This is a genomic window from Pseudoxanthomonas sp. 97-1-1 (genome assembly GCF_057773125.1).
The window spans coordinates 959,509-975,940 of sequence record NZ_JBYMTJ010000001.1 but is presented as its reverse complement, the minus strand read 5'-3'; the positions used below and the strand labels follow the sequence as shown (position 1 = coordinate 975,940).

Below are 16,432 nucleotides of genomic sequence, written 5' to 3'. Positions count from 1 at the left end.
GTGTCCGTGTGGTCGGACAGGGCGCGTCTCCGGTAAGTAGGTTTACCAAAAAGGGTATCGGCGCGGACCCGCGTGCCTAAAGGGAAAGCGCGGCATCGCCGCGGGCGGTGTCGCCCTGGTGTCGGGTTCTTGTCGTGGTACCGGGACGGTCCTCCTCCGACGCTTACGGCTCACCTACACTGGCATGGACCCTGAAACCATCATGGACATGAAACTGAACGCGGAACGGATCCGAACTCTGAGGGAACAGCGCGCATGGTCGCAGGAGCATCTGGCGACGGTCGCCGGGCTGAGCACGCGGACGCTGCAGCGGATCGAGGCAGGCTCGGCAGCATCCCAAGAAACGTGCATGGCATTGGCTGCGGCTCTGGACGTACCAGTGCGTCTGATCGCCGGGACTCAGCTGCCAATCGACATCTCTACGGGGCCTTCGCTGCCCAAGCCGGCGAGCGTCGCGTCTTCATGGCTCATGCCCGCCGTGCTGCTTGTGTGCTTGGTTGTCTGGTTTGGGTATTCCATCGGCAAAGGCATGGCCGAGCGCGACAACCGGGCGACAGCTGACTGTGATCGGGACAGCGCGGCGTGTGAGCCGTCCCGCCGCGATGCTGGCGCTCGATGACGCTGTCTCGAGGAGCGGAGTGATCGGACCGGTCCTTGTTACGGTAGCCGCGTAGCTCGGTAGTGCCCCAGGGCTGGGCTCACGGAGCGCTGGTTTGGCTGCGCTCTGCCTGGGCTACCCTGACCACACCCGTTCGTGGTTCGACAGGTTCACCGGGAACGGGATATCTGGGGGCGGGTCAACAGGCTGTCGTTGCCGCGTGGCCTGCATGAGGCCGGAGGCCGTATCCGGGGGACAGCATCAAGCCTGCCGAAAAAGAAGATCAGGTTTGGGCGAACCTGTCAGGTGGCACCTGCATCTGCACCCAGTTCGCGGGAGACACGCTCGGTCAGTTCGGTGACATTTCCGACGAACTCGCCCTGCAAGTCGATGCCGCACTTGTGCGCCAGAACAATGATTGACCACAGGCAGTCAGACAGTTCATGGCCAAGCTTGGCTTTGCAGTCATCGATATGCCTGACGCCGGCATTGGCCTGGATCAGCTTTGCCAGGTCACCAACGTCTCCGACGAACCCGAGTGCCAGTTCCTCAGTGGTCCAGACGCGGCCATAACGTTTGATCTCAAGCTGCTCGTAAAGCTCGTTCAGACGCAATGCCAGCTTTTCAAGGTCGTGAAGATTCACGTCATGCCGCCTAACACTCGATCACATTCACCGCCAACCCACCGCGGCTGGTTTCCTTGTACTTGTCCTGCATGTCGCGGCCGGTGTCGCGCATGGTCTTGATGACCTTGTCCAGCGATACCTTGTGCTTGCCGTCGCCGCGCATGGCCATGCGGCTGGCGTTGATCGCCTTCACCGCGCCCATCGCGTTGCGTTCGATGCACGGAATCTGCACCAGCCCGCCGATCGGATCGCAGGTCAGGCCCAGGTTGTGCTCCATGCCGATCTCGGCCGCATTCTCGATCTGGCTCGGCGTGCCGCCGAGTGCGGCGACCAGCCCGCCCGCGGCCATCGAGCACGCCACGCCCACCTCGCCCTGGCAGCCCACTTCGGCGCCGCTGATGCTGGCGTTTTCCTTGTAGAGGATGCCGATGGCCGCGGCAGTGAGCATGAAATCGAACACGCGCTGCTCGCTGTTGCCGGGACAGAAACGGTCGTAGTAGTGCAGTACCGCCGGGATGATGCCGGCCGCGCCGTTGGTGGGCGCGGTGACCACGCGGCCACCGGCGGCGTTCTCCTCGTTCACCGCCAGCGCATACAGGTTCACCCAGTCCAGCACGGTCAGTGGATCGCGCATGGCGGCTTCGGGCTTGCTGGACAGTTCGCGGTGCAGCGCGGGTGCGCGCCGCGAGACGTGCAGGCCGCCGGGCAGGGTGCCTTCCTCGCGGATGCCGCGCGCCATGCACGACTGCATGGCGTTCCAGATCGCGCGGAGTCCGTCGCGAATCTCGTCCTCGCTGCGCCAGGCCTTCTCGTTCTCGAACATCAGCTGGGCGATGCTCAGTCCGCTGCGCTGGCACTGGGCCAACAGCTCGTCGCCGCTCTTGAACGGATACGGCAGCGGGGTCTCGTCAGCGACGATGCGATCCACTGCGGCGTCATCCTGATTGACGACGAACCCGCCACCGACGGAGTAGTAGTCGCGCGTGGCGATCACCTCGTCCTGCGCGTCGTAGGCGGTGAAGCGCATGCCGTTGGTGTGGTAGGGCAGCTTCTGCCGCTTGTTCATCAGCAGGTCGCGTTTCTCGTCGAAGGCGACCGCGTGGGTGCCGCCCAGCAGCAGGCGCTTGTCCTTGCGGATGCGCTCCAGCGCCGGCGGGATGATGTCCGGGTCGATCTCGTTCGGGTAATGGCCTTCCAGCCCCATCAGCACGGCCTTGTCGGTGCCGTGGCCGCGGCCGGTCAGGGCCAGTGAACCGAACACTTCCGCACGTATCCGCGCCACGTCGTGCAGGCGGCCGGGTTCTTCCAGCCAGCGGGCGACAAAACGCGCGGCGGCCCGCATGGGGCCGACCGTGTGGGACGAACTGGGACCGATGCCGATCTTGAAGAGGTCGAACGTGCTGACTGCCATGCCGCGTATTCTATGCCGCCGGCGCGGACAACCCTTCCCGCGTCGCAGCAGATTGCCGGAACGAGGACCTCGATGCCCCTGATCCTTTACCAGCGTGACGATTGCCACCTGTGCGATCTGGCGCTGGACGTGCTGGCCGCTTCACGGGTACCGGCGTTCGAAAGCGTCTTCATCGACCATGACGACGTGCTGGAGGCGCGTTACGGCGCGCGGGTGCCGGTGCTGCGCGACGACGCGACGGGGGCGGAGCTGGATTGGCCGTTCAGTGCGGACCGTGTGAAGGCGTGGCTGCCATGAACATGCGCGCCTGGTCGCATTGGCTTGCCTTGCTGGGCATCGCATCCGGCAGTGCCTCGGCGACGGACGTGGACCTGGTGAAGACGGGCCCGGGCCGTGCCGAGGCTTTCGCGTGGCAAGGCCGGACGCTCTCGCAGGTGCTGCCGGTGGATGCCATCGAACGCATCGTGCTGCTGAAAGCGGTGACCAGCGCGCCCGCCGATCTCGATCTGCGCAACCTGCGCCGCATGCTGCGCGATGCCGCCGACGCTCCCTTGCGGACGGCGGACCACGATGGGCAGGGGTTTCCGCAACTGGGCAGCAACGACACGATCTGGGAAACCGTCCTGCTGACGCAGGCAGGCGACGTGTTCGGTCTCGTCATCCGTCCCGACGTTGCGGCGGCGGGGGAGGGTGCACATCGCGCCTGCCTCACGGACGAAGCGGGCAGGCGCGGGTGTTTCGGCATTCCTGCGGTGCCGGCCGGCTGAAGATGCCGGGTCTCAGGGCCTGGGTTTCAGTACCACCTTCGTGCTGATGGCCACGTCATTCGGGATGGTCGAGGTATCGGCCCAGTCACCGCCGCCGATGCCGAAGTCCAGGCGCTTCACGGTGGCCTTGCCCGTCAGCACCGGCTGCGCACCGGGCGTCCAGGTGAAGGTCAGCGTCACGGGCTTGCTGGCGCCCCGCAGCGTGAGCGTGCCGTCGGCGGCGTACTGGTTGCCGCCGAGCGCGCGGAACTTGCTCGCCGTGTAGCGGGCCTGCGCGAACTTGCCCACGTTGAAGAAGTCGGCCGAGACCAGCGTGTCGTCGCGGTCCTTGTTGCCGGTCTGCGTGCCGGCGAGCTGGATGGCGACGTCCAGCTTGCTGGTGGCCAGCTGCTTGGGATCGAAGCTCATCGTGGTGGTGAAGCTGCCGAACTTGCCGGTGAAGGTTTCGCCCTGGTAGTTGCTGGCAAAGACCAGCGTGGAGCCGGGGGCCTGCACGTAGTCGGCGGCCATGGCCGGCGCGGTGACCAGCAACAGGGAGGCGAGCGCGAGGCGCGCGCGGTCAGGGGTTTTCATCGGGGGAATCCTGCGGGGTGGGGGAAAGGGTCACCGGCGCGGCGACCGCCGCGGGGGCGGGCGACGCGGCCTTGGCGCGGCCCGGCAGCATGCGGGTCAGCGTGGCGTCGCCTTGGAAGAGGTGGTGGTACAGCGCGGCAGCGGCATGGGCGACCACCAGCATGACGAGTACCCAGAACAGCAGTTCGTGCGCGCCTTCGGCCGCTTCGTGCACGCCGTCGTTGCGCCCGGTGATGGCTGGCAGGTTGAACAGCTTGAACCACTGCAGCGGATAGCCCGCCGACGAGTTCAGCACCCAGCCCGACAGCGGAATGGCGAACAGCAGCGCGTACAGCAGCACGTGCGTCACCGACGCGATGCGCTGCTGCCAGGTGGGCGTGCCCGGCACCGGCGCCGGTGCGCCGGCATACACACGCCACAGCACGCGCAGTACGACCAGCGCCAGGATGGTCAGGCCGATCGACTTGTGCAGCGCGTAGATGTCGATCTTGCGCGGCCCGTTGGGCAGGTCGCCCATGGTCAGGCCGAGGTAGGCCATCACCAGGATCAGCACCACGATGAGCCAGTGGAACAGTTGGCTGATCGCACCCCAGCGCTGGTCGGTGTTCTTGAGGGTCATGGCGTCGGCTCCGGCGGTGGCGGGGAAGGCAGGATGTCGGTGTTGCGGTCGTCGGCCTTGCCGTCGTGCGTGGCTTCGGCTTCGATGCGCAGTTCCACCTGGTCGCCGATCACCGACTTCCATGCCGTGATGCCGAAATCGGCGCGGCTGATCGTCGTGGTGGCGGAAAATCCCACCGTACGGCGGAACGGTGGCATCGGATGACGCTTGACGGCATTCAGCACGACATCGAGGACGATGTCGCGCGTGACGCCGCGCAAGGTCAGTTCCCCGTGCGCTCGTGCATGTGCCGCGTCGATGGGCTCCACGCGCGTGGACACGAAATGCGCTTCGGGGTGGTCTTCGGCATCCAGCAGGGATTTCGCCAGCGTGGCCTTGTTCCAGTCCGCGTCGCCCAGGTCCACGCGCGCCAGCGGTACGCGCACATCGACGCGCGCGCGCGTCCAGTCGCCGGGATCGAAAGCGAGGGTGCCGGTGCTGCCGGAGACAGTGCCGATGGCTTGCGAGAAGCCGGCGTGGCTGATGGCGAACATCACCCGTGTATGCACTGGGTCCAGCCGGTACTCGGCCAGTGCGTCTCGCGCGGACGCGGCCGCCGGCAGCAAGGCCGCGAGGCAGAGGGCGCGCAACAACAGGCGGCGGGAGGACGATCCGGGCATGGGGACGGATTCTAGGGGCCGGCCCATGAAGATACCCCGCTTGCGCGTGCAACGGTCCGTTGCGACGATGCCCGAGGGGCAACCAGGGAATGAAGGCGGGCAGGAATGGTGATGCGTGCGTGGTGGCTGTTGCTGCTGTGTCTGCTGTGCGCGTCCGCGCCGGCGACCGTGCCCGAGATTCCGCGCTTCCGCCTGCTCGGCGCGGGTGACGGGCTGCCTTCCACCACCATTCCCGCGCTTGCGCGCGATCGCGCCGGTTACCTGTGGGTGGCCACCTGGGATGGCCTGGCCCGTTACGACGGTGTCGGGTTCAAGGTGTGGCGACACGATCCTGCCGATCCGGCATCGCTGCCCGGCAACGTGGTGCAGGCGCTGCATATCGATGCCGCAGACCGGGTCTGGGTGGCGACCGAGAACGGCGGCCTGAGCATGATGGGGAACGACCGGAAGGGTTTCCGGCACTACCGCCAGGCCACCCATCCGCAGATGGGCAGCGACGATGTGTTCGCGATCACCAGTCGCGGCAATGACCTCTGGTTCGGCACGTTCGGCGGCGGATTGCACCGGTTGTCGGCCGATGGCGGCATCACGCGGTTCGCGGCGGACGCAGGGGATGCCGGAGGCCTGCCGTCGGACAGCGTGCTGTCGCTGGCGTTCGACGCCAAGGGCGTGCTGTGGATCGGCACCATGAGCGGCCTGGCGCGCTATGACGGCCAGCGTGTGCAGCGGCTGGCGTTGCCCGGCGGCGATGCGCTGATCATCTACTCGGTGACCGCCGACGGAGGCTCGGTATGGGTGGGTGCGTCCGATGGCGTGCACCGCTGGTCGCCCGAGGGCCGCTGGGTGTCGCCGCCCTGGTCGCCGATGTTCGCGCGCCCCAATGCGTTGATCGCGATGGCCAGCGACGGCCAGGGCGAGTACTGGCTGGCCAGCCAGGGAGGATTGTGGCGGACCGAGGATGACCGCGCGCCTGCACCGGTGAACTACGACGCGCAGAGCGTGGGCATCGGTCGCGTGCTGCAGGCGGTGATCGCGCTGCCGGACGGTGGCCTGTGGGTGCCCGTGCCGACGCGCGGCCTGGCCTATCTCCATTCGGATTGGCGGCGCATCGCCGCGTTCTCGCCGGCCCAAGGGCTCGGTGGCGGGCTGTATCGCGGCCTGTCGCAGGCGGGTGCCGACGGCGTCTGGATCGCCAGCAGTACCGGCAAGGTGGAACGCCTGGATACGCGCCGCGGCCACGTCACGCCGCTGCCGCACCATGCCGCCCTGCTGTCGGAACTGCGCCTCACCTCCGTGCTGGAGGACCGTCGTGGACAGGTGTGGATCGGCCACCGCAATGGCTTGATTCGCACGGATCCGCGAACCGGCGCGATGCTGCAGTGGGCGCATGAAGGGGATGATGCTGCGCCCGACAACACGTCCATCGACTGGCTGGTCGAGGCCAGGGACGACACGCTGTGGCTGGTCACGCAGATGGGCAGCGTGCAGCAGCGCGACGCCGTCAGCGGGCGCGTACTCAGGACGATCCGCAAGGAAGAGGGCGGAAGCGGCAGTCTTCCCGACATCGAGGGCATCGCGGTTTCGCCCAGTGGCCGCGTGTGGCTGGGAGGCGCGGAGGGCATGCTGCACTGGGACCCCGATGCCGGCCGTTTCGTCGCCGTGCCCGCGCTGGGCAGTGAGCGCGTGTATGCCTTCGCTTTCGAACATGGCGACCGTCTCTGGCTGCACCGCATGTCGGGAGTGGAGGCATGGCGCCGCGAGGCGGATGGCTGGGTGCGCGAGCGCCGGATCGGCGCGGCGGAAGGGCTGCCGGCCGTCGAGTCCACGGGCCTGGCCGTGGACCCGCAGCGGCGCGTGTGGCTGGGGACGCGTCGCGGCCTGTTCCGCATCGATCCCAACCTGCGTGGCTCGCGCGCATTGCTGCGCAACTTCGGTGTGCGCGAAGGCCTGCTGAGCCAGGAGCTGAATGATCGCGGCATACTGATGACCGCCGACGGGCTGCTCGCCACGACGGCCGCGGACGGTTCGGTGGCGCTGCTCGACACGCACCTGCCCGATCCCCGACCGATCACGCCCAACCTGGTGCTGGACAGCCTGCAGGTGAGTCGAGGCGACACGGTGCTGCACCTGCCACCGATGGCGGCGCTGGAACTGCGTCCGGAGGATCACGAACTGCTGGTGGGCACCCGCCTGCTGAGCTACGAGAATCCGCTGGGCAATCGTTATCGCTCCCTGCTGGAGGGGTTCGACAGCGGCTGGATGGACCAGGGTTCGAGCGGCGAGCGCGTGTTCTCCACGCTGACGCCGGGCCGTTACCGCCTTCGGGTGCAGGCCTTCGATGCCGCCGGCAACGCATCGAAGGAACTGATACTGCAGGTCCATGTGCTGCCGCCATGGTGGCGCAGCACCTGGGGCCTGGCGCTGTTCGCCGTCCTTGGCCTGCTGATGCTGCTGGCGGCCGGCGCGGCGTATCGCAGGCGGGTGCGTCGCCGGAGCGCATGGCAGCTGGCCGAGCACAAGCGCGAGGTGGCGGAGCAGGCTTCGCTGGCGAAGACGCGCTTCCTGGCCACGCTGGGTCACGAGATCCGCACGCCCATGACCGGCGTGCTGGGCATGACCGAACTGCTGCAGGCCACGCCGCTGGACGAGCGCCAGCAGGGCTACACGAATGCGATCCAGCGTGCGGGCACGCACCTCCTGCGGCTGGTCAACGATGCGCTGGACCTGGCGAAGATCGAGGCAGGCAAGCTGGAACTGCAGCAGATCGAGTTCGACCTGCATGCGCTGATCGGCGACGTGGTCGCGCTGATGGGCCCGGTGGCGGGCAAGCGCGGGCTCGCTTTCCATGACGGTATCGCGGCGGGCGTGCCGCGCGTGGTGCGCGGTGACCCGCTGCGATTGCGGCAGATCCTGCTCAACCTGCTGGGCAACGCCATCAAGTTCACCGAGGCGGGTCATGTCTCGCTGCATGCACTGCCGCTGGCGCCACAGGGCTTGCGCCTGACGGTGGGCGATACCGGACCGGGCATCAACGCCGAGCAGCAGATGCGGCTCTTCCGTCGTTTCGAGCAGGCCGAGGGTGCGCAGACCACTTCGCGCTATGGCGGCAGCGGGCTGGGCCTGGCGATCTGCCAGGAACTGGCGGTGGCGATGGGAGGGCGCATCGAGGTGGAGAGCGCACCGGGCAAGGGCACGCGCTTCTCCGTCGACCTGCCGGCCTTGCACGCGAGTGCTGGCGAACCGGTGCAGGCGCCGGCGCCACCCGTGGGTACGCTGACGCAGGTGAGGCCGCTGGACATCCTGCTGGTCGAGGACGATGCGACGGTGGCGGACGTGGTGGCGGGGCTGCTGCGCGCGCGCGGCCATCGCGTGCTGCACGCTCCCCACGGACTGGCGGCGTTGACCGAGGTCGCGGGCACTGCCTTCGACCTGGCGTTCCTCGACCTGGACCTGCCCGGGCTGGATGGCATGGCGCTGGCGCAGCAGTTGCGGTTGCGGGGCGTGACCATGCCGTTGATCGCGCTGACCGCGCGCACCGATGCGGAGGCAGAGCCGCTCGCGCGGCAGGCCGGCTTCGACGACTTCATCCGCAAGCCGGTGACCGGCGACATGCTGGCCATGGCAATCGCATTGCTCCTCGAACGCAGCGACGGGCCGGAGAAGGGAGAAGCATCTTGAAGGTCGCGAAACCCGGGCTCGGCGTGCTCCTGGTGCTGATACTGGCGCTGACCGGCACTGCGGCTGCCGAAACGCAGCAGCCTCCGTTGCTGGGCGACTACATCACCGACAGTCGCGCGCTGTACCCGCTGCGCGTGGGCGACTGGGAGGCCGTCGGCGAAAAACGCTACGAACAGCAGGAACTGGGCGTGTCGGTGCGTTACCAGGACACCCGCAAGCCGGATCGCTGGATGGACCTGTACCTGTACCCGGCCGGCGTGATGTTCGATCCGGCATTCGAGCGCGTGTTCGACCAGAGCGTCGACGAAATCGTACAGATCGCGCGCGAACGCGGCGCCGGCGACGTGCGCCTGGGCGACGCGCGGACGCTCCCCTCGCAGCCGGTGGCGGGCGAAGGGATGCTGGGCGACCTGGCCGTCAAGGCACGTTCGTTCGCGATGGAGATCCCGATGCGCGAGAAGCGGTACCGGTCCGTGCTCGCGATGACCGTGCGCGACCTGTACTTCATCAAGATCCGCTACAGCGTGGAGGCCGATACTGCTTCCGACGAGGATGTGCAGGGGCAGGCCGAGGCCTTGCTCGCCGGCTTCGCCAAGGAGGTGCGCGTGCTGAACACAGGACGCTGCCGGCAGATCCTGCAGGTCAGTCCGCTGCCTGTGGGCGGCGTGAGGCCGGAGGCGGTGATGGCCAGTACGAACGACGGGCGCGAGGACGAAATGTGGATCGCCGACGATACGGTCTATCTTCGCCCGGCGGTGATCGCACGCGAGCAGGACATGGCGCGGCTGCGCAGCGAGGCCCAATCGATCCGCGACGTGCTGCGGGGCCGGTGCGTGTCGCCCGAGATGATGGAGATCGCCGTGCCGGACGGCATGCGCGAGATCCGCTTCGAATACCGCCTGCCGCCGGAGCGCTCGGACGGCACCACGCCACGGCTGCGCGGACGCCGCACGGGCGTGGGGTGATCCTGCGTCCTCAGCGCAACGCGCGGACTTCGATCACGCCGAACACAGGGTCGTAATAGAACCAGTCGCTGGTGTTGTCCGCCAGCCACGCGATCCGTGCGCGTGACGGCTGCGGCACGTGGCAGAGCAGGGCATGGCCGTAGTCTTCGCCGGGGGCGGAAGGCACGGGCGGAACATCCGACAGCAGGTCTTCGAGCGATCCGGGCTTTTCGCCCCAGCTGAGGCAGTCCGCTTCGGCGCCGGTGCCCTCGGGCCAATCCATGCGGGCCCAGAATGCGTCGCGGCCACGCCGCTGCAATCGATGCGCGTCGGACGCCGCGCCATCGGCCACCTGCACGACGCGCCAGTGGTCGCCTGCCTGCTGCACGATCCACACCACGTCATCGGGGAGTGCGGTCGCGCCGTGGCCATACGTGCCGACGAAGGCCGGTTGTCCGCCTGCTTCAGCGAATGAAGGCGCTATGCAGGCCAGGAGGAACAGGGCAAGGCCGCGCATGGCCTCAGTCCGCCCAGGCTTCGACGTACAGCGTACGGGTGGCGTCGTCCGGATCGGCGTGGATCCAGATCCCGCCGGTATCGCCGGCCGGGAGGTAAAGGCCATCGTCGGCTTTCAGCATCGTGCAGGCCATGTCCACTGCTTCCTGCGCGATGGCCTGTTCGCGGCATGTGTCTTCGACGAACCGCCGCAGCGCGGGCGCGGCCCTGACGTAAGGCGTCGCCAGCACGTATTGATGATCGCCCCAGCGCTGGGAATCCATCAGGCGCACTTCCGTCACCGGCTGGCCCGCCAACCGCACGCGCTCAGGATGCAGCAGCGCACGGGCATTCACGGCCGTGAGCGCTTCGCTTTCGTCATCGGCCATGGCGTCATCGCAATCCAGTTCCACGCGGACCACGTGTTGCCGCCATCCGGGCGCGAGTTCATCCAGGCGGCGTGCGCGGATGCGTTCGCAGCCCGGCGCGACGTCCAGTGCGTGCGATGCGTGGTCACCCGACACCACCATCACCAGCGCCGGGAAGTCACCTCCGGCAACATGCAGGACGTGTGGCGCGCGGTTGTCTTCGGCGCGGGCATGTGCCCCTGCCATCAGCAACAGGCTGGCGGCAGCGGGGGCGAGCAGGGGGCGGCATTCCATTGCGTCACTCCGGCGGGAAAGGGCGTGGATCAGCGCGCGCTGTAGGCGTGCACTTCGTCCACCAGCACCGCGACGTGGTCCGGGTTCATGTCCGGCGACATGCCGTGGCCAAGGTTGAAGACGTGGCCCTCGCGCGAACCGCCGTTGCCGTCGCGATAGCTGTCCAGCGCGCGGCGCGCCTCGCGGCGGATGGCGTCGGGCGAGCCGTACAGCGTGGCCGGATCCAGGTTGCCCTGCAGCGCGACCTTGCCCTGCGTGCGACGTGCGGCTTCGGACAACTCCACCAGCCAGTCCACGCCGACGCCATCGGCGCCGGTGTCGGCCAGGTCTTCGAGATAGGCGGCGGTGCCTTTGCCGAACAGGATCAAGGGCGTGCGTTCGCTACCCTCGCCACGCTGCAGCTCCTTCGCGATGCGCTGCAGGTAGGGCAGGGAGAACTCGCGGTACATCGCCGGGCTCAGCACGCCGCCCCAGGTGTCGAACACCTGCAGTGCCTGCGCGCCAGCGGAGCGCTGCGCGGCGAGGTAGGCAATCACCGCCTCGGTGTTGACCGAGAGCAGCCGATGCAGCGTGTCCGGCTCGTTCAGCGCCATCGCCTTGATGCGCGCGAAGTCCTTGCTGCCGCCGCCTTCCACCATGTAGCAGGCCAGCGTCCACGGGCTGCCGGAGAACCCGATCAGCGGGACCTTGCCGTCCAGTTCGCGCCGGATCACGCGCACCGCATCCATCACGTAGCGCAGTTCGGTTTCCATGTCCGGCACGCCGAGCTTGGCCGCGTCGGCGGCGCTGCGCACGGTGCGCTCGAACTTCGGGCCTTCGCCTTCGACGAAGTACAGGCCCAGTCCCATCGCATCGGGGATGGTCAGGATGTCGGAGAACAGGATCGCCGCGTCCAGGTCGAAGCGACGCAGCGGCTGCAGGGTGACTTCGCAGGCGATGTCGGGGTTCTTCGCCATGCCGAGGAAGCTGCCGGCCTCCTTGCGGGTGGCACGGTACTCCGGCAGGTAGCGGCCGGCCTGGCGCATCAGCCAGACGGGCGTGCGGTCCACGGGTTCGCGGCGCAGGGCGCGCAGGAAACGATCGTTCTTGAGGGCAGTCATCGGGAATCCGGGGGAAAGGGTTACTTGGGCGCGTCGGCGCCGCGGGCGAACATCAGCTGGAAGCCACGCTTGAGGTGGCTGTCGCGGGCCTTCTCGAAGGCCGCGTTGGCCTCGTCCTGCAGCAGGTACTGTTCGCGCTTGAGCGTGGCGCGACCGCCGATCTGGCCGGTTTCGCGCAACAGCTCCCAGCCGCCGAACAGATCGGGCTGCAGGGTCAGCTGGACGTAGCGGGGCGCTTCGCCCGCGTCGGGGCGTTGCTGGAGGAAGACGCGCATGCCGGCATTTTAGCCGGACAGCAGCGCCAGCACGCGGCTTTCGTCCACGTCCGGCACCACATCGGCCTGGCCCAGGCCCCGCCACAGCACCAGCCGCAGGCGCCCGGCCAGGTTCTTCTTGTCCAGGCGCATGCGGGCAAGCAGGGCCTCCGGCGCCAGTCCGGCCGGAATATGCGTCGGCAGCCCGTAGCCCGCCAGCAGGGTTTCCAGGCGGTCGGTGTCGGTCGCCGGGGCCATGCCGAGTCCGGCGGAAAGCCGCGCGGCCAGCACCATGCCCACCGCCACGGCTTCGCCATGGTTGAGGTTGTCGTTGCCCAGGCCGCCGTAGCCCTGCTCGGTCTCGATGGCGTGGCCGAAGGTGTGGCCGAAGTTCAGCAGCGCTCGCTCGCCCTTTTCCAGCGGGTCGCGCGCCACGATCTCGGCCTTGTGCTCGCAGCTGGCGGCGATGGCCAGTGCCAGCGCCTCGCCGTCCATCGCCAGCAGCGCTTCGCGTTCCTGTTCCAGCCACTGGAAGAAGCGCGCATCGCGGATGGCGCCGTACTTGATCACTTCGGCCAGACCGGCGCGCAATTCGCGCGGTGGCAGTGTCGCCAATACCTCCGTGTCGGCGAACACCGCCCGTGGCGGATGGAACGCGCCCACCAGGTTCTTGCCCTGCGGGATGTCGACGGCGGTCTTGCCGCCCACCGACGAATCCACCATCGACAGCAGCGTGGTGGGCACCTGCACGCAGTCCACGCCGCGCATCCAGCAGGCCGCCGCGAAGCCGGCCAGGTCGCCGACCACGCCGCCGCCCAGCGCGATCACGCAGGCGTCGCGGGTGGCGCCCAGCGTGGCCAGTGCCTCGATGGCATGGCCGAAATGCGCCAGCGTCTTCGACTCTTCGCCCGCAGGCAGGATGAAGGTGCCGATGGCCAGGTCGGGGCGCGCGGCATGCAGGGCTTCGCGCACCCTGCCCGCGTACATCGGCGCGACGATGGAGTCGCTGACCAGCAGCACGTGCCGGCCGCGCACGTGTCCGGCGAGCGCGGTGCCATCGGACAGCAGTCCCGGGCCGATGGCGATGGTGTAGGGCGTCTCGCCGCCGACGTCGACGGTGCGTGCGTTGCTCATGCGTTCTCTTCGATGGGCTGCCAGCGATGCGCCAGCAGCTGGGTCAGGCGGGCGGTCGCCTCGGGCGGCGTCAGGCCGTCGGTGTCCAGGGTCAGGTCCGCCACGTCACGATAAAACGGCTCGCGCAGGGTGGCCATGTCCTGCAATACCTGTTCGCGGTCCGGGCGTTGCAGCAACGGGCGGTTGGTGCAGCGGCCGAGCCGGCGCAACTGCGCCTCCACGCTGACCTGCAGGTAGACCACATAGCCGCGCTGCCTCATCAGGACGCGGTTGTCCGCATCCAGGACCGCGCCGCCGCCCGTGGAGACCAGTTGGCCATGGCCGGCCAGCAGTTCGCCCAGGGTCGCCTTCTCGCGCTCGCGGAAGCCGGCTTCGCCGACGTGCTCGAACAGGCTGGTGATGCTGGCGCCGGTGCGATCGACGATGGCCTGGTCCGCGTCCACGAACACCAGCCCGAAGCGCTCGGCCACGCGCTTGCCGATGGATGTCTTGCCGGCCCCGGTGGGGCCGACCAGGATCAGGTTGGGGGCCGGATTCATGATGCTCCAGATGCTAGCACTGCCCACGCGTGGCGTGGCCTTAACACCGGCGGGTCTACGGTGGCCGTCCGGCGTCTTGCCGGGGCAACCGAGGAGGGAAGCACCATGTCCGTCGCCAAGATCATCGAGGTCAATGCGTCATCCAAGACCAGCATGGAAGACGCCGTGAAGGTGGGCCTGAAAAAGACGTCCGAGACCGTGAAGAACATCAAGGGGGCCTGGGTCAACGAGATCAAGGTCGTCACCGACGATGGCGGCAACGTCACCGAGTGGCGCGTGAACCTGCGGATCAGTTTCGTAGTGGCGTGACGCCATCAGCGTACCCCTGTAGGAGCGACGTGAGTCGCGACCGCGGATCGGACACGAACGGAAACTGCCTGGGCGGGATGACAATGCCGAGCCTCATGCGCCGCTGAACCTGCGGGCGTGCGGTCGCGACTCACGTCGCTCCTACACCTACAGACGCGGGGTGCGCGCCTCATCCAGCGCTATCGTCCTGTCCGCCATTCCCGGCAGCGTCGCCAGCAGGTGCCGGCTGGTCCGCTCGTAGTGCTGGATGAAGCGGTCCAGCTGCGCGCGATCCATGCCGGTGCGTGCAGGGTCCTGCGCCACCATCGCCTGTTCCTGCTGCCAGCGCCAGGTCCGCACGATGTCGAAGCCCGGCGGCTGCAGGAACCACAGCGCGTCGATGCGCGACCACAGCGCGGGATAGTCGCGGCGCAGGGCGTCGTTGCAGTACCGGCGCCACACGCCGCCAGGGTCTTCGTCGCGTTCCAGCGCATTGAGTGGCACGTGCAGGGCCGTGTCGTCCTCGGGCACGGCGTTCAGGCACCAGCCTTCGAACAGCACCAGGTCCACCCGTTCCGCGATGCGTGGCCATCCGGTCTCTGGCAGACGGTCATCGGCCAGCTTGTCGAACCGGGGCAGTGCGATGTCCTCGCCGGCACGCAACGCATCCAGTACGCGGCAGCCGAGCGCCACGTCATGGGTCCCCGGCGGCCCGCGCGTGGCGAGCAAGGGGTGCACATCTCCGGCAAGACGCACACGATCGGCACGGGTCAGGTACAGGTCGTCCAGCGACAGCACGGCGACGCGCAGGTGGGCCGCTTCTGCCTGCGTGGCGATCTGGCGGGCCAGCGTCGATTTGCCACTTCCCTGCAGGCCGGTGATGGCGAAGACCGGCGTGCGCGCAGGCAATGCGAGCGCGGCGGCCAGCGCGTCGCGGACGAGAACGTCGGGAAAGCCCTCGGGATGCGCAGCCTGCCTCATCGCGCGACAATAGCGCATGCCCGGCACGCGGGCGCTGCCCTGACCACGCCATGACCGATCTGTACGCCGAAGCCCTGTCCACGTTCGCCACACTCTACGGCGAGGCCAAGTCATCGGGCACCGAAGTCGAACCCAATGCGATGACGCTGGCCACCGCCACGCCGGACGGCCGTCCCTCCGCACGCACCGTGTTGCTGAAGGCGTTCGACGAACTGGGCTTCGTCTTCTACACCCACACCCACAGCCAGAAGGGGCGCGAGCTGCACGACAACCCGTGGGCCGCGCTGCTGTTCCTGTGGCGCAGCCTGCGCGAGGCCGGCATCCAGGTGCGCGTGGAGGGCACGGTGACGGCGGTCAGCGATGCCGAAGCCGATGCCTACTTCGCCTCCCGCCCACGCCAGAGCCAGCTGGGCGCGTGGGCTTCGATCCAGTCCGAGACGCTGGATTCGCGCGAAGCCTTTGAGACGCGCATGGCGGAGGTGGAGGCACGCTTCGCCGGTGCCGACGTGCCGCGCCCGGACGGATGGAGCGGTTACCGCGTGGCACCGGAGGCGATCGAGTTCTGGTACGGCGCGCAGTTCCGGCTGCACGAGCGCTGGCGCTACGAATGCGATGCTGCTGGAGCGTGGAGCAAGCGGATGCTGTTTCCTTGAGCGAGGTACGTATCGCGGAGGCCGCGCCGTCGGACGTCACGGCCTGGGTCGCATTGCGCGCTGGACTGTGGCCGGATGCCGATGCTGCGGAACTGCGTGAGGAGGCCAGGGTCTGGGACGCCACGCGCGGCGTCGCATGGCTGGCCTTCGACGGGGAGGGCCATGCCATCGGCCTGGCCGAAGCCAGTCTTCGGCACGACTACGTCAACGGTACCGACGGCTCGCCGGTCGGTTTCCTGGAGGGCTGGTATGTCGCCCCCGCCTGGCGCGGACGTGGCGTGGGGCGTGCGCTGATCGCGCAGGTGGAAGCCTGGACGCGTGCACGCGGCTGCGTCGAGTTGGCGTCGGATGCGTTGCTCGACAACACCGCCAGCCATGCGGCGCATGCGGCCTGCGGCTTCGAGGAGACCGAGCGCGTGGTGTATTTCCGCAAGCGGCTGGTCGACTGAAC

At 68.3% G+C, this 16,432-nt stretch carries 20 protein-coding genes; 8 read left to right on the top strand and 12 right to left on the bottom strand.

The window, feature by feature from the left end:
- Positions 1-202 precede the first annotated feature (202 nt).
- Positions 203-619 (top strand): helix-turn-helix transcriptional regulator, encoded by a 417-nt coding sequence (locus AC3DET_RS04720; protein WP_488390867.1) that lies wholly within the window; start codon positions 203-205, stop codon positions 617-619.
- A 281-nt stretch (positions 620-900) separates the two neighbouring features.
- Here AC3DET_RS04720 and AC3DET_RS04715 read toward each other — a convergent pair whose 3' ends face one another.
- On the bottom strand, positions 901-1,242 hold the full coding sequence (locus tag AC3DET_RS04715) for a nucleoside triphosphate pyrophosphohydrolase family protein (protein WP_446537676.1): 342 nt from the start codon (positions 1,240-1,242) through the stop codon (positions 901-903).
- A gap of 10 nt (positions 1,243-1,252) precedes the next feature.
- On the bottom strand, positions 1,253-2,635 hold the full coding sequence (locus tag AC3DET_RS04710; RefSeq protein ID WP_488390866.1) for an L-serine ammonia-lyase: 1,383 nt from the start codon (positions 2,633-2,635) through the stop codon (positions 1,253-1,255).
- A gap of 72 nt (positions 2,636-2,707) precedes the next feature.
- On the opposite strand from AC3DET_RS04710, the gene AC3DET_RS04705 reads away from it, so the two are divergent.
- Together AC3DET_RS04705 and AC3DET_RS04700 are read left to right on the top strand one after the other, a co-directional pair.
- On the top strand, positions 2,708-2,932 hold the full coding sequence (locus AC3DET_RS04705) for a glutaredoxin family protein (protein ID WP_298125639.1): 225 nt from the start codon (positions 2,708-2,710) through the stop codon (positions 2,930-2,932).
- A complete protein-coding gene (locus tag AC3DET_RS04700; protein ID WP_488390865.1) occupies positions 2,929-3,402 on the top strand; it encodes a hypothetical protein in 474 nt (157 codons plus the stop codon). The genes AC3DET_RS04705 and AC3DET_RS04700 overlap by 4 nt, the downstream gene beginning before the upstream one ends.
- A 12-nt stretch (positions 3,403-3,414) precedes the next feature.
- Here the strand turns inward: AC3DET_RS04700 and AC3DET_RS04695 are convergent, their stop codons facing one another.
- Genes AC3DET_RS04695 through AC3DET_RS04685 form a run of 3 tightly spaced genes read right to left on the bottom strand, consistent with a single transcriptional unit; the run spans position 3,415 to position 5,253 of the window.
- Entirely contained in the window at positions 3,415-3,975 is a 561-nt protein-coding gene (locus tag AC3DET_RS04695; protein WP_488390864.1) for a YceI family protein, read from the bottom strand.
- Positions 3,962-4,594 (bottom strand): cytochrome b, encoded by a 633-nt coding sequence (locus AC3DET_RS04690; protein WP_488390863.1) that lies wholly within the window; start codon positions 4,592-4,594, stop codon positions 3,962-3,964. Before AC3DET_RS04690 ends, AC3DET_RS04695 begins: the two co-directional genes overlap by 14 nt.
- A complete protein-coding gene (locus tag AC3DET_RS04685) occupies positions 4,591-5,253 on the bottom strand; it encodes a YceI family protein (RefSeq protein WP_488390862.1) in 663 nt (220 codons plus the stop codon). The genes AC3DET_RS04690 and AC3DET_RS04685 overlap by 4 nt, the downstream gene beginning before the upstream one ends.
- 111 nt (positions 5,254-5,364) lie before the next feature.
- On the opposite strand from AC3DET_RS04685, the gene AC3DET_RS04680 reads away from it, so the two are divergent.
- Positions 5,365-8,931, top strand: a complete 3,567-nt coding sequence (locus tag AC3DET_RS04680) for an ATP-binding protein (RefSeq protein WP_488390861.1) — start codon at positions 5,365-5,367, stop codon at positions 8,929-8,931.
- Positions 8,928-9,896 (top strand): hypothetical protein, encoded by a 969-nt coding sequence (locus AC3DET_RS04675; RefSeq protein ID WP_488390860.1) that lies wholly within the window; start codon positions 8,928-8,930, stop codon positions 9,894-9,896. The genes AC3DET_RS04680 and AC3DET_RS04675 overlap by 4 nt, the downstream gene beginning before the upstream one ends.
- A gap of 10 nt (positions 9,897-9,906) precedes the next feature.
- On the opposite strand, the gene AC3DET_RS04670 is transcribed toward AC3DET_RS04675, so the two are convergent.
- Genes AC3DET_RS04670 through AC3DET_RS04645 form a run of 6 tightly spaced genes read right to left on the bottom strand, consistent with a single transcriptional unit; the run spans position 9,907 to position 14,059 of the window.
- Entirely contained in the window at positions 9,907-10,392 is a 486-nt protein-coding gene (locus AC3DET_RS04670; protein ID WP_488390859.1) for a hypothetical protein, read from the bottom strand.
- Positions 10,393-10,396: 4 nt separating this feature from the next.
- On the bottom strand, positions 10,397-11,032 hold the full coding sequence (locus AC3DET_RS04665; protein WP_488390858.1) for a hypothetical protein: 636 nt from the start codon (positions 11,030-11,032) through the stop codon (positions 10,397-10,399).
- Between the two features lie 29 nt (positions 11,033-11,061).
- The gene (gene hemE / locus AC3DET_RS04660; protein ID WP_488390857.1) at positions 11,062-12,132 is read right to left on the bottom strand and encodes a uroporphyrinogen decarboxylase; all 1,071 of its coding nucleotides are present in this window, start codon (positions 12,130-12,132) and stop codon (positions 11,062-11,064) included.
- A 20-nt stretch (positions 12,133-12,152) separates the two neighbouring features.
- Positions 12,153-12,407 (bottom strand): WGR domain-containing protein, encoded by a 255-nt coding sequence (locus tag AC3DET_RS04655; protein ID WP_093300856.1) that lies wholly within the window; start codon positions 12,405-12,407, stop codon positions 12,153-12,155.
- A gap of 9 nt (positions 12,408-12,416) precedes the next feature.
- Positions 12,417-13,520: a 3-dehydroquinate synthase gene (gene aroB, locus AC3DET_RS04650; RefSeq protein WP_488390856.1), complete on the bottom strand. Its 1,104-nt coding sequence runs from the start codon at positions 13,518-13,520 to the stop codon at positions 12,417-12,419.
- Positions 13,517-14,059: a shikimate kinase gene (locus AC3DET_RS04645; protein WP_446537663.1), complete on the bottom strand. Its 543-nt coding sequence runs from the start codon at positions 14,057-14,059 to the stop codon at positions 13,517-13,519. Before AC3DET_RS04645 ends, aroB begins: the two co-directional genes overlap by 4 nt.
- A 105-nt stretch (positions 14,060-14,164) precedes the next feature.
- Here AC3DET_RS04645 and AC3DET_RS04640 point away from each other — a divergent pair, with 105 nt between their 5' ends.
- Positions 14,165-14,368 (top strand): dodecin family protein, encoded by a 204-nt coding sequence (locus tag AC3DET_RS04640; protein WP_142123577.1) that lies wholly within the window; start codon positions 14,165-14,167, stop codon positions 14,366-14,368.
- Between the two features lie 147 nt (positions 14,369-14,515).
- Here the strand turns inward: AC3DET_RS04640 and AC3DET_RS04635 are convergent, their stop codons facing one another.
- Positions 14,516-15,346: a kinase gene (locus AC3DET_RS04635; protein WP_488390855.1), complete on the bottom strand. Its 831-nt coding sequence runs from the start codon at positions 15,344-15,346 to the stop codon at positions 14,516-14,518.
- A gap of 32 nt (positions 15,347-15,378) precedes the next feature.
- On the opposite strand from AC3DET_RS04635, the gene pdxH reads away from it, so the two are divergent.
- Positions 15,379-15,981 (top strand): pyridoxamine 5'-phosphate oxidase, encoded by a 603-nt coding sequence (pdxH, locus tag AC3DET_RS04630; RefSeq protein WP_446537661.1) that lies wholly within the window; start codon positions 15,379-15,381, stop codon positions 15,979-15,981.
- The gene (gene aac(6') / locus AC3DET_RS04625; RefSeq protein WP_488390854.1) at positions 15,936-16,430 is read left to right on the top strand and encodes an aminoglycoside 6'-N-acetyltransferase; all 495 of its coding nucleotides are present in this window, start codon (positions 15,936-15,938) and stop codon (positions 16,428-16,430) included. Before pdxH ends, aac(6') begins: the two co-directional genes overlap by 46 nt.
- Positions 16,431-16,432 lie beyond the last annotated feature (2 nt).